This window comes from Nodularia sp. UHCC 0506 (genome assembly GCF_034931045.1).
GTDB lineage: Bacteria > Cyanobacteriota > Cyanobacteriia > Cyanobacteriales > Nostocaceae > Nodularia.
Genome location: NZ_JAYGHH010000015.1, coordinates 85,299 through 98,325, shown reverse-complemented (window position 1 = coordinate 98,325; position 13,027 = coordinate 85,299). Strand labels below are relative to the sequence as shown.

Below are 13,027 nucleotides of genomic sequence, written 5' to 3'. Positions count from 1 at the left end.
TTAAGGTAATTGACAAAAACTAACTCAGGTTGCTACTATTTGGTATAATTGTACTAACAACAATTAGCACCATAGGGTAGAAATCCAAGGTCACGTCGCTGCGCTCCAAATTAAAAATTAAAAATTAAATACCCCACGGATAAATCCGGAGCTTGAATTAATAAGGTTTTAGATTTTAGATTTTCATTGAATTAAAAATTTAAAATAGATATTGAATTTAAACTATGAATTTTATCTTATAAAGCTTAATTAAGATGGGCAAAAATATAGTCACGGGTACGAGAATCACAAGGGTTAGTAAAGATTTTTTTTGTAGCACCAAATTCCACCATTTCACCAATCCGATTTTCATTACAATGAAAGAAAGCTGTAAAATCAGATAAGCGATGAATTTGTTGCAAGTTATGACTAATAATTACCATTGTTAATTCTGAACGCGATCGCAAACTTTGAATTAAACTCTCAACTTTCATACTAGCTGTAGGATCAAGAGCAAAACAAGGCTCATCCATCAGGATAATTTGTGGCTTAACTGCTAAAGCACGAGCAATGCAAAGTCTCTGTTGTTGACCTCCAGAAAGGTCTAAAGCCGACTTGTATAATTTATTTTTCAGTTCTTCCCAGAGGTCAGCATCTTTAATAGCAGATTCTACAATTGCGTCTAATTCTGCTTTTGGATGCCACCCCAATATTTTTACGCCATACGCCACATTATCGTAAACACTCATAGGAAAAAGATTCGGCTTAGGCAGTACCATGCTCACTTGCCGGCGCAGTCGATTTAAGTTTACCCGACGCTCATAAATATTTTGATTAAAAAATTCTACCCTGCCTTCAACCTGTACTTTCGCTTCTAATTCAATTATGCGATTTAGGCATTTAATAAAAGTAGACTTCCCACAACCACTAGGCCCTATAATGGCAGTTACTTTGCTCTGATAAATATCCATTGAGATATTTTCAAATATCTTTTGAGTATTGTAGTAAAAGCTGAGATTTTTAACTTTTATGGCGGGAACTAGTTTATTCATGCTCAAAAAATTATACAACAGATATTAACTAAACGAAGCATAAAAATAAGTATTCCGGTTTTGTTATTTGTAAAGTCAATATAGATTCGTCATAACTCCGAATAAAGGAAGCTATTACTCATTAATTTATGACTACCCAGCGTCAAAATAAATGCTCGTTCTGGCATCGTTTAATTAAAAGTTATTTTTTACTTTTAAATCAGGTTAAAATAAATTAAATAACATTAGAAAACTTTATTATCACCTCATTAATTTTGGTTGAAACGGTATATTTATTACATTAAATTTCTATCTGATTATCCCATTGCTTGAGAATTCTGTCAGAAAGATAATAATTTTTTTGGGTTCAGTCCATAAATACACGGATATTTGCTGAATGTCTTAGTGTGCAGTTAGGCTGCTAAAATGCGATCGCTTCATTTTTAACCGAGATGTAGGCAGATATAGATTATGTTCCAACAATAACAGCTTGCCGTAAATTTAAGTATTATTTGTATAAATTATATAATTTCTTTAAAAATGTATTGCAAAGAATCTTAATATATTTAAACGCATATAAGCACCAAGTAATTTTTTAATTCTATAAATACATAGGAATCCGGTTTGGTTTCTGTAGCTTGCATGGGGTAGCCATATTTACTCGTAGAGGTAAGGAGCAGGGAACAGGTAATTGAGCAGTTGCTTAATTTTCACGAATCCAGAGCGCTAGACCACCTCCACGACCACGAGCTGCAATACAATCTTCTGTAACCAAAAAGAAAGCAAAAAAAGGTAGTTTAGCTATAGACTGATCATAAAAATCCTCAGTTTGAACCTTACCAGAGCGAATCGGCTGATTGTAGACCATACGACCAAAAAGGCTCAAAAGTAGATAGTTAAAGTCAAATGCTAATAAATTTTTCTTGCCTAAATATTGGGCTGGCCCCGTAAGCTGCAACAACAATGGGCCTAATTGTACCTGATTGCCAATATCGCCTTTAGTTGCATTCTGGTCTAAAGTAGCACTAAAAGAAATTTGGACGGCGACAAATTTTGGCACATACAAACCCTTCCCCAAGATAATTCCACCTCGCTGTCTAGCTTTTTTAGTCCCAGTAGCAAAGCAAAGTTGCCATTTGCCCAGCAGCGATTCTAAGGGATATGTCAGGCGTTGTTGTTTAGCAGCTTTTTCTGCTTGTAATAAGGCATTTACAACTGTTTCCGATGTGGGGCGCGCGCTCCCTTGTCCGCGATATGCAGCCACTACTTGCAATAGGGTGGATGTAAAATCAGTCATTTAGTATATTTCTATGAAGCATTTTTTAAATGGCTTGAAATTATAGCACAATAGAGTAACAAGTTTTATCCAAATCTTGGTTGCTGGTAACTCAACGAAATTGTCTTTGGTGTGGTTTGGGTAGAGTGCAACTGATAACTCCACTTGCTGACCTGTAGACGTTGCGAGGTAACAATATGGATACTAACAAAATCCTGAATCTTTATGCAGCAGGAGAACGCACATTTAATAGAGCCAATTTACATCAAATAAATCTTTGTGCTGTGGACTTGAGTGGTGCTAATTTTATTGAAGCTGATTTGAGTGGTGCTAATTTGACTCAAGCGAATTTGAGTGGATGTAACTTTAGTCGGGCAAATCTCACTGATGCTGACCTGAGTGGTGCAAACTTGAAGAGTGCAAACTTGAGTGAGGTCAACTTAATAGGCGCTGACTTGATTAGAGTCAACCTAGAGGAGAGTAACTTAAGTCGTGCAGATTTGCGGAGTGCAAATTTAGAAATTGCCAATTTGGTAGATGCAAACTTGAGTGAGGCGGAAATGAGTGGGGCAAACTTAAGAAATGCTAATCTCAGGAAGTCCAATTTAATGGGTTGCAATATCAATGAAGCAGAACTCAATGGTGCAGACTTAACAGGAGCAATCATCACTGAGCCAGAGAAATACGAAGAAATATTCCATATAGGAATATCTCATAAATGGGTTACTTGGGCTGGTAGTTATGTAAGGTGCTGAGTGCTGTGTATAAGAGGATGTTTGTAAAGTCTTTCGAGAAGGCTGTCTGTGCGGGTTAAAGACCTTGATTTTTCATCTGAGTTGACAAACTTGGTAGGGACATAACATTTGTTGTGTCCCTGGTCATAAATCCTAATAAACTAAAGGTGCTATACCGCGCATCTGACGCAAAGCATTGATACACTGTGGACAATCACAATTAAATAAATTAACTGCCATATCACTCTCCTCGATATTAAAGGCTAACAAAGTATCTTCGTTTTCACCAGAAAGCTCAATTTCAGGTTTATATTCAGGGATTTGAGCCAATACGGAAGCTCTAGCACACACTGGTCGCCATATATGTTGATTCTGGACACAGGTAAGTTTGTCTGTGTTTTTTGTTTCTGGTTCGGCCGCTTGTGCCTGATTTGCCATGACTCCCATAGAAAGTATAGAACTCACTAGCATAGGAGTGGAAAGCAAACTAAGTAGAGTTTTTTTGTTCATGAGATTTCCTTACAAAACAATCCTGACTGCTCACATTACCCGATTAAATCTTACGATTCAAGTAAATGTCTATCAGGAATGCTAATGATTTGTACTATCAGATTGATAGATTAAAGTCATGCCTAGTTCCTGTAATTCATGATGAATGCGATCGCTTGCGGCGAAATTCTTGGCTTTACGGGCTGTTTATCGCTGCTGAATCCAAGTTTGAATTTTCAGGTCATTTCACCGGCTAGAGGGGATGCTGGGAGCTTCTGGTTGAGTTTACATACCCAAAACTTGCCCGGTCTAAAGCCCGAAATTTGCAACTATTCTTTTTCCGGGGTTTTCAACCTACACCCGATAAATTTTGACCCCTAAAACTTTTCCTTAACGGGTGCAATATCTGAGTTAACCTTTAGAAACAGCCGCACAAGTTAACTGTGTTTGTGGTGGTGCGCTAGATTGTGCTGCAATTAACTCGATTTGACCTTGGTTATTACGTCGCCAGGAAGTAGCTGGGATAAGTTTCGTGGGAGATACACGGATTTGGGCTTGTACTGATTCTGATGTCCTGTATGCAGAGATGTCACGAACATCAGACCAAACACGATCGCTTGTTATTTCTTGAGTGGGATTTTGCGGTATTCCACCTCTACCAGTAACCACAAAACTACTACCAGTACTATCAGCACAACCACTGGTAATTTGCTGTGATGAGTCTACTAAATTTACAGGTAATTCCACTAAACCAGAATTGGCATCAACTCCGGGGGTAGTGATTTGTACTGTCCCATTCACACCAAACTCGGAACTAGCAGTAATGTCATTGCGGGGAGTAAGATTGTTGCGAAACTCTAAACCCAAAATGCTATTAGTGGTGATGTTAATATTACCTCCACGACCCCGTACAGCATTGGCAATGATATCGCTATTACCAGAACCTATGACAAATGGGGTGTTGATATTAATGTTACCACCATCTCCTGTCCCACCAGCTTCGGCGTTGAGAATACCGCGATCGCTCAGGCGCAAAAACTCAGATAGCTTTAACACTAAGTTACCGCCATCACTAGCAACAGTAGAGGCGTTGATTTGAGCATTTTGATTGAGAATGAGCGATCGCCCGGTAATCTCCACAGTTCCACCATCACCAGTTCCCGTACTGCGGCTGGTAATTTGCGAGCCAGTTTGCAAGTTAATGTGATCACGGGCGGTAATGCTTAAGTTCCCTGCTTTTCCCAATTGGGATGCCGCCGTAGAAATTAAGGCATTGTCGATTAAATTTAAGGTGCTAGTCTTAAGTTTAATTATGCCACTGTCACCTTGACCCAAAGATTGGCTATTGATGCTGCTTTGAGTGATAGCGATCGCATTAGCCGAGACATCTATTGCACCTGCATTCCCAATACCTGTAGTGTTGCTAGATACAATACTTTGATTGTTGAGTTGTAAAGTGCCTGTATTCAGTGTAATTTCACCGCCATTACCCCTACTACTTGTACTCGCTGAGAGTGTGCTATGATCAAGCTCCAAGGTGTTAGCTGCATTCAGCTTGATACCTCCGGCATTGCCACTTTCAGATAAAGATTGACTACTAATACTACTTTGATTAAGTGCGATCGCATTAGCCGAGACATCTATTGCACCTGCATTACCAATGCCTGTTGTATTGCTAGATAGGTTACTTTGATTATTAAGTTGTAAGCGTCCAGTCTTAACTGCGATCTGCCCACCTTTGCCACTGTTACTGGTACTTGCAAAGAGGTTGCTATTGTCCAGAGTCAAGGTGTTAGCCACATTCAGATCGATGTCTCCAGCATTGCCACCTCCAGATGTGGAGGAGTTGATAGAACTGCCATTCAGGAGGCTGAAGTCACCAGTGTTAATATTTACATTCCCGGCTTTTCCCTTAGCACTTGTGCTGCTCAGAATTTGACTTTGAATGAAAGTTAATAGACCTGGACTGGTGAAGGTAACATTCCCTGCGGAGTCACTGCCTTTAGCGTCGCTTTCAATCTTGCTGTTAGTTAGGCTGAGATTCCCAACACTACGAATGCTAACATCCCCTGATCGTCCTGTTCCGTCAGTTTGAATAGTGATTACGCCTGTAATTGGAGTTTCCACGGTTACTGGTTTACTCGTCAGGATGGCAAGATCGGCGATCGCCAAATCTTCCCGCCCAATAATCCACACATTTCCTGCCTCAGCAGAAGAGGATGTTGTTAGTAGTGTCAATCCAGATATCTGATTTTGTGCATCTAAGGAGATAGATCCACCATTTTTTGCAGTTCCTTGGGATGCAACGGAAAAAGTATGCAAGCTGCTGCCGTTGCCCAGAATATCCCCATTTTTTGCAGTCAGATTGATATCGCCGGCATTTTCACTATTCCCTACTGTTGAGTAAGAAAATGAGTAGAAATTGCTCTGGTTAGAGAGGATGCCATCGGTTGCAGTCAAATTTATATCGCCACTATTGCCACTATTTCCTCCTTGTGTGTAGGACAAGGATAATAATTGGTTCTGGTTAGAGAGATTGCCATTGGTTGCAGTCAGATTGATATCGCCACTATCGCCACTATTACCGCTATTGCCACTATTTTCTACTGTTGAGTGGGACAAGGAGAACAATACGCCCTGGTTGACGAGGTTGCCATTGGTTGCAGTCAGATTGATATTGCCACCATTGCCACTATTTTTTCCTGATAAAGACCAAGAGGACAAATCCCCCTGGTTGACGAGGTTGCCATTGGTTGCAGTCAAGGTGATATTGCCGCCATTGCTGCTATTCCCTTGTGTTGACACGGAATTAGATGACAAACGGCTCTCGTTGAAGAGGTTGCCATTGGTTGTACTCAAGACGATATCGCCGGCATTGCCGCTAGTCCCTTGTGATGACTGGGCATCAGATGACACATTGCCCTTGACAGAAATATCGCCATTATTTGTGGAAAGAGTAATTGCACCGCCATTTCCAGTTGTATCAGGAATGCTTAATACGGATGAAGATAAGTTGCCATTAACAAAAATATCGCCATTATTTGTGGAAAGAGTAATTGCACCGCCATTTCCACTTCTACCAGCAATGCTGAATGAGGATGAAAATAAGTCACCATTGACAGAAATATTGCCGTTAGCTGTGGAAAAAGCGATCGCGCCTCCATTCCCACTTGTACCTCGGCTAAATGTTAATGAAGATAAGTCACCATTGACAGAAATATCGCCGTTAGTTGTGGAAACTGCGATCGCTCCTCCATTTCCACTATTACCAAAAAACGACAAAGACGAGGAATTCAAGTTGCCCGTGATAATATCGCCAGCAGCATTCAGGGTAATTGAACCACCATCTCCCCCTGTTGTATTTGATGTGTTGATACTGCTCACCCTAATACTTCCCAGAGGCAAATCTGCTACTGTCCCCGTTGTGAACCCCAGTTGTGGCAAATTGGCAGTAGGAACTGATGCCACCCCTGCCCGCAAAATCGCCGCAGGTTGAGTTGTGAGTGTGATATAGTCTGGGTCACTGCTGGGAACGCTCACATCAGGGCCGGTAATGACAATATTACCCCCCTCAATACTCCCTGTTGCCTCCACCTTTAATGCTACCCCTGTGTAGTCACCAAACACCACATCCCCATTAGCATAAATTATCGGGTCAAACAGACTAACAAACTTCCCTGGAGTCCCTGCTAAAGTCTGCAATGATATATTGCCACCACTAATAAAATGTGCATCTCCAGAAATATTCCCATTGCTAATTAAACTCAGATTACCCCCACTCTGAAGTGCTGCCACAGGATGACTCAGAGCCAGGATATCAATACCCTGATTTCCTTGAATTGTTAAATTTCTACCTGCTTGGGCGAGAAATGGAGTCGTGACAGTATCCCTAATTTGCACTGTATCTTGAGTCTTGAGGGTCAAATCTCTTCCCGCTACTAGTTGTCCTTGCAAGTCCAGGCTACCCGCTTCCAAACTCAAGTCTTGTCCTGCGGTGAGATGACTTTCTACTCGAATTGGTGCGGAATTCTGCCCCATCTGTAACCCAATCGGCACACTCATTGTTAGCAATGGCATACTAATCTCATTGACTGCACTAAATTCCGTTGCATCAGCAAATTTAATGCTATTGGCAGTTGTGGCGACAAATGAACCGCCAATATTTAAGCTGGCATTTTGCCCAAAAATGATGCCGGCTGGGTTGAGTAAGAATAAATTAGCACTCCCATTAGCACTAATTGAACCATCAATATAAGAAGTATTACCACCTGTCACCCGACTAAAAATATTTTGAATATCAGCAGCATTTTGAAATGATGCCGAGCCGTTATTGGGAATCGAGAACTGGCTGAAGCTATGAAATAAATTATTGCCGACACGAGTGCCATTAATAATGTTATAATTATTACTACCATTCACGGTAGTATTGAGAGTATTATCGGGAGTTACTTGCCCGTAAACACCAGTGTTATAAACAGCAGATATGTAGATTGCACCAAGAAAGCTAAACCCAATAAAAGTTAATTTCATAAATGAATTGCTGATTTTTTATACATTACTTATTCTTCCCCTTTAAGAAAGTTTTCTAACATCTATAATAAGTACACCAGCACAGGTTAATACTTGTTGTGTCTGAGTCGGAGATTTATTTGCAACAAACTCAGGGTCTTGGCAACTTTTCACCACTTGCAAAACTATATATAGTAGTCCTATATATCAAGCCTTTCACTTTTATGTTAAGTCTCTTATTTCTTGGTTCAGAAAGATGTGGGTAATGGATAGCCTAGCAGGAAAGGGGGAGAGGAGTTAGGTTTCGCGTTAGCCTGTCTACATAACGTGAAAAGTCAGATCAAGTTATTTGTTAAAATTTAACTAGTACAGCACGGCGTAAATAGAATAACTATCAGAAATCAATAAAAAGCCGATAAAGTTAGATTTTTGACTTTTGACTTTTGACTTCCGCCTTGCGGTGCTAGACTTTTGGTCGCACCCATATTTGATGACTTTGAACTCTCTAATTCCCGATACAGCGCTTTCAGTAACTGGATTAACTGACTATATCCGCTTACTCTTAGAACAAGATGATCAATTACGCCAAGTTTGGGTAACTGGGGAAGTTTCCAGTGCTAACAACCATCGCAGTGGCTTATTTTTTACCCTACAAGACCCAGAGGGGACAGCCGGGATTAAGTGTGTGGTCTGGAAAAGTCAAATTCCTAAACTCGCCCAAATCCCAATTACTGGTGAGCAATTAATTATTTTAGGTAGCATCAGAGTCTACCCGCAACGAGGAGAGTATCAATTATCTGTTTGGCAAGCTATACCTGCTGGTGCTGGTTTACAGGCACTACGCTATCAACAATTAAAAAACCGCTTGCTGGCTGAGGGTTTATTTGATCTAGAACGCAAACGTTCTTTACCTCCACATCCTCAAACTATTGCTGTGGTAACATCACCCACTGCGGCAGCTTGGGGCGATATTCAAAAAACTCTGAAGCAAAGATATCCAGGTTTACACGTCTTATTTTCTCCTGCTACGGTGCAGGGTGAGCAAGCACCAGATTCTATAGTTAAGGCGATTAATCTGGTAAATCGTGATGGTCGCGCCCAGGTGCTAATTTTATCACGGGGTGGTGGTGCGGTGGAAGAGTTGGCTTGCTTTAATGATGAACGGGTGGTCAGGGCTGTTGCGACTTGTTCTATCCCGGTAATTACTGGTATTGGTCATCAACGAGATGAGTCTTTGGTCGATTTGGTTGCAGATGCTTGTGTACATACACCAACGGCGGCGGCGGAAACTGTGGTTCCATCACTGGCAGAGTTGTATATTCAGCATCGGCAAAGGATAGTTGCGCTACGTGAGGCGGTAGGGGAATTTACGGGAGCGGCTGAGGATAAATTGCAAAATTTACGCGATCGCTTGCGGCATTTAAGGTTAGATAGAAAGGTGCAGCAGGAGATGCAACAACTGAATTGGAAAAAACAACAATTGATACAAGTAACACTGGGGCGATCGCACCAAGCCCAGCAACGGTTAGAATTGTTACGGGAAAAATTAGCTAGTCTTGATCCCAAAGCGGTATTACAGCGTGGTTATGCTGTGGTCAGGCGGGAAAATGGCGAAATAGCTCGTTCTGCGGCTGAGTTGGCTGTGGGGGAAGATTTATTGATTCAGTTGGGGCAGGGGGAGGTTAAAGTTAAAGTGATGGTAAATAACATAGACGCGTCAGCGTACCACAGAGGCGCAGAGGACACAGAGAATTGAATGGTTAAGCGTAAGGATGCTTCGAGTTCTGATTCAATGGTGGGTTGGAATTATGAGGGAAAGGTGGTGGAAATAGAACAAATTATCGCTCGCATTGAGGCGGGTGAGTTGGATTTGGAGGACGTGTTTGAGCAGTTTTCTACTGCTGTTGAGTCTTTGCGTCAGTGTGAAAGCTTTTTGCAACAGCGACAGCAACAGGTGAATCTGTTAATTGAAACTTTGAGTGATGAGTAACAGTAGGGGTGGATATGGCTACACCACACAAACTATCATAGATATGATTCATTTTGAACGGGTATATATATTTAGTCAACCCGCCCCTACAACTGAAAATAATTAACATTTGCTGCCATTTAGAAAAACTTTAGCTTTCTCTATTCATAGGTTTTTTGGTACTCCAAACTTGTTCAAATTCGTCTTTGGTAATGCCAAACTCTTGAATATCGTCTTCACCTAAAGGTTTATCACATAACATTCCATGATTATCTGCAAAATGGCTACCGTCGTAAAACAAGACATTGCCATTTTCATAAACTTCTATTTGTCTGACAGCACATAAATCATAGCCAACTTCCATAAAATATGTACTTGTACCCCAAGTATCATACTCACCGCCTAGTGATTCATCCCAGAACCATTTACAATATTTCTTTAACTTTCTTGATAGAGACATAATTTCTTTACTCCTATAAGGGATTGTTACCTTGAAGCTACTCTATGAGAATAGGCTTTTCGGATATCTAGATGAAGGTATTGGTAAAAGTTAAGTGCAGCAAAATAATCTTGTCAGGTAACGCACTATCAAAACTCCATGACTATCAATATTAGTTTTACGCCTTGAGATTACTTTTTCTAAATAATTCTTGGATACATTTGCCAGAGTCAGCGTTCACAGCGACAATTTTATTTTACCCTCTGATTCTCAACGGGTAGACCATTATTGTAACGCAGGATCTCACGGACTTCCATTAAAATTATGCCCAACATATTTTTCCCGCTACCATCATATCCACAACCCCAATAGTAATCGATAGGTGAGTTTTCCACGATTTCTTCCTGATTTGTGGCTAGTAATATTTCCCTAATATCTTGATGGGTTTCAAATTTACGTAGCACCGCTTTTCGCATTATATCATCTTTAACTATTCCCCAATCGGAGCGTAAAGGACGGCTTCTGTCACGTCCCATTTTTGCGGCATCTTTAGGAGTTTTAACTAAGCGAATTTTTTCTACATGGAATGTACCAATAAATTTTTGTGCTTGAAAATAATGTTCACTGGTATACCAATACAAATTATCCAACTCAAAACCGTGGGGCGAAAAGTTGGAGAAACAACCATATTGTTCATGTACACTGTAGAAGTAGATTGTCATATAGGTTATTTATACTTTTATTGGTAAGTTAATTATAAATTCCGTACCTTTTTCTAATTCTGATAGTACTTCTATTTTACCTTTGTGTTCATCAATTATCTGATAACAGATACTTAACCCTAATCCAGTACCTTTACCTACTGGTTTAGTTGTAAAAAAAGGATTAAATAATTTATTTCTAATTTCTGGTGAAATTCCCGAACCATTATCTTTGATTCGTATTTGAATATGATTAGCGTCTAAGCTTAATGTGTATATAGTAATCTGTTTTTCTGGGTTATTTTTTTGTTCAATTAGCACATCTATAGCGTTACTGATAATATTCATAAATACTTGATTTAATTGGGCTGGGTAACACTCCACTAAAGGCAATTCCCCATAATTTTTAATTACTGCTATTTCATGATTAATTTTATGATTAAGAATTAAGAGAGTGTTATCAATTCCTTCATGAATATTTACTTCTTTTATAGGTGCTTGATCTAAGCGGGAAAAATTACGCAAAGATAAAACAATTGCTCGAATACGTTGAGCGCCTATTTTCATAGAATTAAGGAGGCTGGATAAATCCTTGGTAATAAAAACTAAATCTATTTCTTCAATTTTTTTGGCAATTATCCAACTTGGTTCTGGATACTCTTGCTGATATAAATCTATTAAAATTAATAAATCTTGAATATAGTCATTGGCACATTGAATATTACCATAAATAAAATTAACTGGGTTATTTACTTCATGGGCAATACCTGCTACCATCTCTCCCAGAGAAGACATTTTTTCTGTTTGGATTAATTGTCCTTGGGTTTCTTTTAGGTCTTGTAATATTTTTTGTAGTTCCTCAGTACGTCTTTCTACTCGTTGCTCTAAATTTTGCCGTGCTAGTTCTAATTCTTGAGTGCGTTCTTCTACCCGTTGCTCTAAATTTTCACGTGCTATTTCTAACTCTTTTGTATAAGTTCCAACCCACTCGACTAATTGATTTAGAGAAGTAGCTAAAGTCCCAACTTCGTCCTGACTATTAATATTAGTTCTTAGTTGAAAATTTGATTCTTGGGTAATTCTCCTGGCAACATTAGTTACTATTTGTAAAGGATGTGCAATTACCCTACTGTTATACATTGCCAGTGCTGCGGCAATTCCACCTGACAGCAACATACCAGCCAAAATCACCTTTATTCGTGATTTTTGAGATTCTTCAAAGCGAGTATGTGCTTGTTGTTTATAAATCTTGGCATGACCTATAACTAAAATTAGTTGATCTGAAAGTTGATCGAATTGTAAACTGATATTCAAGTATTGTTCTTTCTTGAGTAAATTTATTAAATCTGTACTATGAGAATTAACCATTTTATTGGAAAAGTGATTTTTCTCAACTTCTTGCCAAAAAGAATTTACTATTTGACTATATGATTGTGTTGTTGAATAATAGTTCTCTATAAGAGAATTAAATTCTATTTTATCTATGACTAAATCTTGGGGATGAGCATCAATAAATGTCTTGATTTCAGCTAAATTTTTGTTGATTCTAATTAGTTGATTGTCAAATTGATTCTTTTCAAATTCAAACCAAATTGAATTTTCCAAAACAGTAGCTAAACGTTGGGGATGGAGTCTAATTCTAGTGACAGAATTTTCTAAATCTTTTAACAAAGATTGCTGTTGATAAGATAAATTTAACTGTCTATAAGCATACATTTCATTATGATATACAAGCAGTAACCCACTTGTAGTACCGATAAAAGAAATGCCAATTGCTACAGTATAGCCATAACTAATTTTTTGGGCGATATTCCAGCGATTACTGAGATGATGTAGCCAGGCAAATCTTTTTTTGAATTCCTTCTTATACTCTATAAACATTAATTTATGTTTAGCTTGG

The 13,027-nt window shown here is 39.2% G+C and carries 11 protein-coding genes; 4 read left to right on the top strand and 7 right to left on the bottom strand.

Annotation, left to right across the window (positions count from 1 at the left end):
• Nucleotides 1-245: 245 nt before the first annotated feature.
• Both VB654_RS11680 and VB654_RS11675 read right to left on the bottom strand, forming a co-directional pair.
• Nucleotides 246-1,031, bottom strand: coding sequence for a phosphate ABC transporter ATP-binding protein (locus VB654_RS11680; protein WP_323213927.1), 786 nt, complete (start codon nt 1,029-1,031; stop codon nt 246-248).
• A 682-nt stretch (nt 1,032-1,713) separates the two neighbouring features.
• Nucleotides 1,714-2,307: a hypothetical protein gene (locus tag VB654_RS11675; protein ID WP_323213926.1), complete on the bottom strand. Its 594-nt coding sequence runs from the start codon at nt 2,305-2,307 to the stop codon at nt 1,714-1,716.
• A 176-nt stretch (nt 2,308-2,483) separates the two neighbouring features.
• Here VB654_RS11675 and VB654_RS11670 point away from each other — a divergent pair, with 176 nt between their 5' ends.
• A complete protein-coding gene (locus tag VB654_RS11670) occupies nt 2,484-3,041 on the top strand; it encodes a pentapeptide repeat-containing protein (RefSeq protein ID WP_323213925.1) in 558 nt (185 codons plus the stop codon).
• Nucleotides 3,042-3,173: 132 nt separating this feature from the next.
• Here the strand turns inward: VB654_RS11670 and VB654_RS11665 are convergent, their stop codons facing one another.
• A complete protein-coding gene (locus tag VB654_RS11665) occupies nt 3,174-3,530 on the bottom strand; it encodes a hypothetical protein (protein ID WP_323213924.1) in 357 nt (118 codons plus the stop codon).
• Between the two features lie 65 nt (nt 3,531-3,595).
• Here VB654_RS11665 and VB654_RS11660 point away from each other — a divergent pair, with 65 nt between their 5' ends.
• A complete protein-coding gene (locus tag VB654_RS11660) occupies nt 3,596-3,766 on the top strand; it encodes a hypothetical protein (RefSeq protein ID WP_323213923.1) in 171 nt (56 codons plus the stop codon).
• Nucleotides 3,767-3,920: 154 nt separating this feature from the next.
• On the opposite strand, the gene VB654_RS11655 is transcribed toward VB654_RS11660, so the two are convergent.
• A complete protein-coding gene (locus VB654_RS11655) occupies nt 3,921-8,039 on the bottom strand; it encodes a filamentous hemagglutinin N-terminal domain-containing protein (RefSeq protein WP_323213922.1) in 4,119 nt (1,372 codons plus the stop codon).
• Nucleotides 8,040-8,508: 469 nt separating this feature from the next.
• Between VB654_RS11655 and xseA the strand changes: the two genes are divergently transcribed.
• Both xseA and xseB read left to right on the top strand, forming a co-directional pair.
• Nucleotides 8,509-9,774, top strand: coding sequence for an exodeoxyribonuclease VII large subunit (xseA, locus tag VB654_RS11650; RefSeq protein WP_323213921.1), 1,266 nt, complete (start codon nt 8,509-8,511; stop codon nt 9,772-9,774).
• Nucleotides 9,775-10,008, top strand: coding sequence for an exodeoxyribonuclease VII small subunit (gene xseB, locus VB654_RS11645; RefSeq protein WP_323213920.1), 234 nt, complete (start codon nt 9,775-9,777; stop codon nt 10,006-10,008).
• 130 nt (nt 10,009-10,138) lie between these two features.
• Here xseB and VB654_RS11640 read toward each other — a convergent pair whose 3' ends face one another.
• From VB654_RS11640 to VB654_RS11630, 3 genes are all read right to left on the bottom strand, one after another.
• Entirely contained in the window at nt 10,139-10,447 is a 309-nt protein-coding gene (locus VB654_RS11640; RefSeq protein WP_323213919.1) for a hypothetical protein, read from the bottom strand.
• A 230-nt stretch (nt 10,448-10,677) separates the two neighbouring features.
• Nucleotides 10,678-11,148 carry an NADAR family protein gene (locus VB654_RS11635; RefSeq protein ID WP_323213918.1) on the bottom strand — a complete coding sequence of 157 codons (471 nt, stop codon included), beginning with the start codon at nt 11,146-11,148 and terminating at the stop codon, nt 10,678-10,680.
• A gap of 9 nt (nt 11,149-11,157) precedes the next feature.
• Nucleotides 11,158-13,008, bottom strand: a complete 1,851-nt coding sequence (locus VB654_RS11630; RefSeq protein ID WP_323213917.1) for an ATP-binding protein — start codon at nt 13,006-13,008, stop codon at nt 11,158-11,160.
• Nucleotides 13,009-13,027 lie beyond the last annotated feature (19 nt).

What these genes read in the sequence shown, in the direction of transcription:
- VB654_RS11655 (WP_323213922.1), bottom strand. Translation starts at nt 8,039, where the DNA reads ATGAAATTAACTTTTATTGGGTTTAGCTTTCTTGGTGCAATCTACATA.
- VB654_RS11670 (WP_323213925.1), top strand. Translation starts at nt 2,484, where the DNA reads ATGGATACTAACAAAATCCTGAATCTTTATGCAGCAGGAGAACGCACA.
- VB654_RS11640 (WP_323213919.1), bottom strand. Translation starts at nt 10,447, where the DNA reads ATGTCTCTATCAAGAAAGTTAAAGAAATATTGTAAATGGTTCTGGGAT.
- VB654_RS11635 (WP_323213918.1), bottom strand. Translation starts at nt 11,148, where the DNA reads ATGACAATCTACTTCTACAGTGTACATGAACAATATGGTTGTTTCTCC.
- VB654_RS11680 (WP_323213927.1), bottom strand. Translation starts at nt 1,031, where the DNA reads ATGAATAAACTAGTTCCCGCCATAAAAGTTAAAAATCTCAGCTTTTAC.
- VB654_RS11675 (WP_323213926.1), bottom strand. Translation starts at nt 2,307, where the DNA reads ATGACTGATTTTACATCCACCCTATTGCAAGTAGTGGCTGCATATCGC.
- VB654_RS11660 (WP_323213923.1), top strand. Translation starts at nt 3,596, where the DNA reads ATGTCTATCAGGAATGCTAATGATTTGTACTATCAGATTGATAGATTA.
- VB654_RS11630 (WP_323213917.1), bottom strand. Translation starts at nt 13,008, where the DNA reads ATGTTTATAGAGTATAAGAAGGAATTCAAAAAAAGATTTGCCTGGCTA.
- xseA (WP_323213921.1), top strand. Translation starts at nt 8,509, where the DNA reads ATGACTTTGAACTCTCTAATTCCCGATACAGCGCTTTCAGTAACTGGA.
- VB654_RS11665 (WP_323213924.1), bottom strand. Translation starts at nt 3,530, where the DNA reads ATGAACAAAAAAACTCTACTTAGTTTGCTTTCCACTCCTATGCTAGTG.
- xseB (WP_323213920.1), top strand. Translation starts at nt 9,775, where the DNA reads ATGGTTAAGCGTAAGGATGCTTCGAGTTCTGATTCAATGGTGGGTTGG.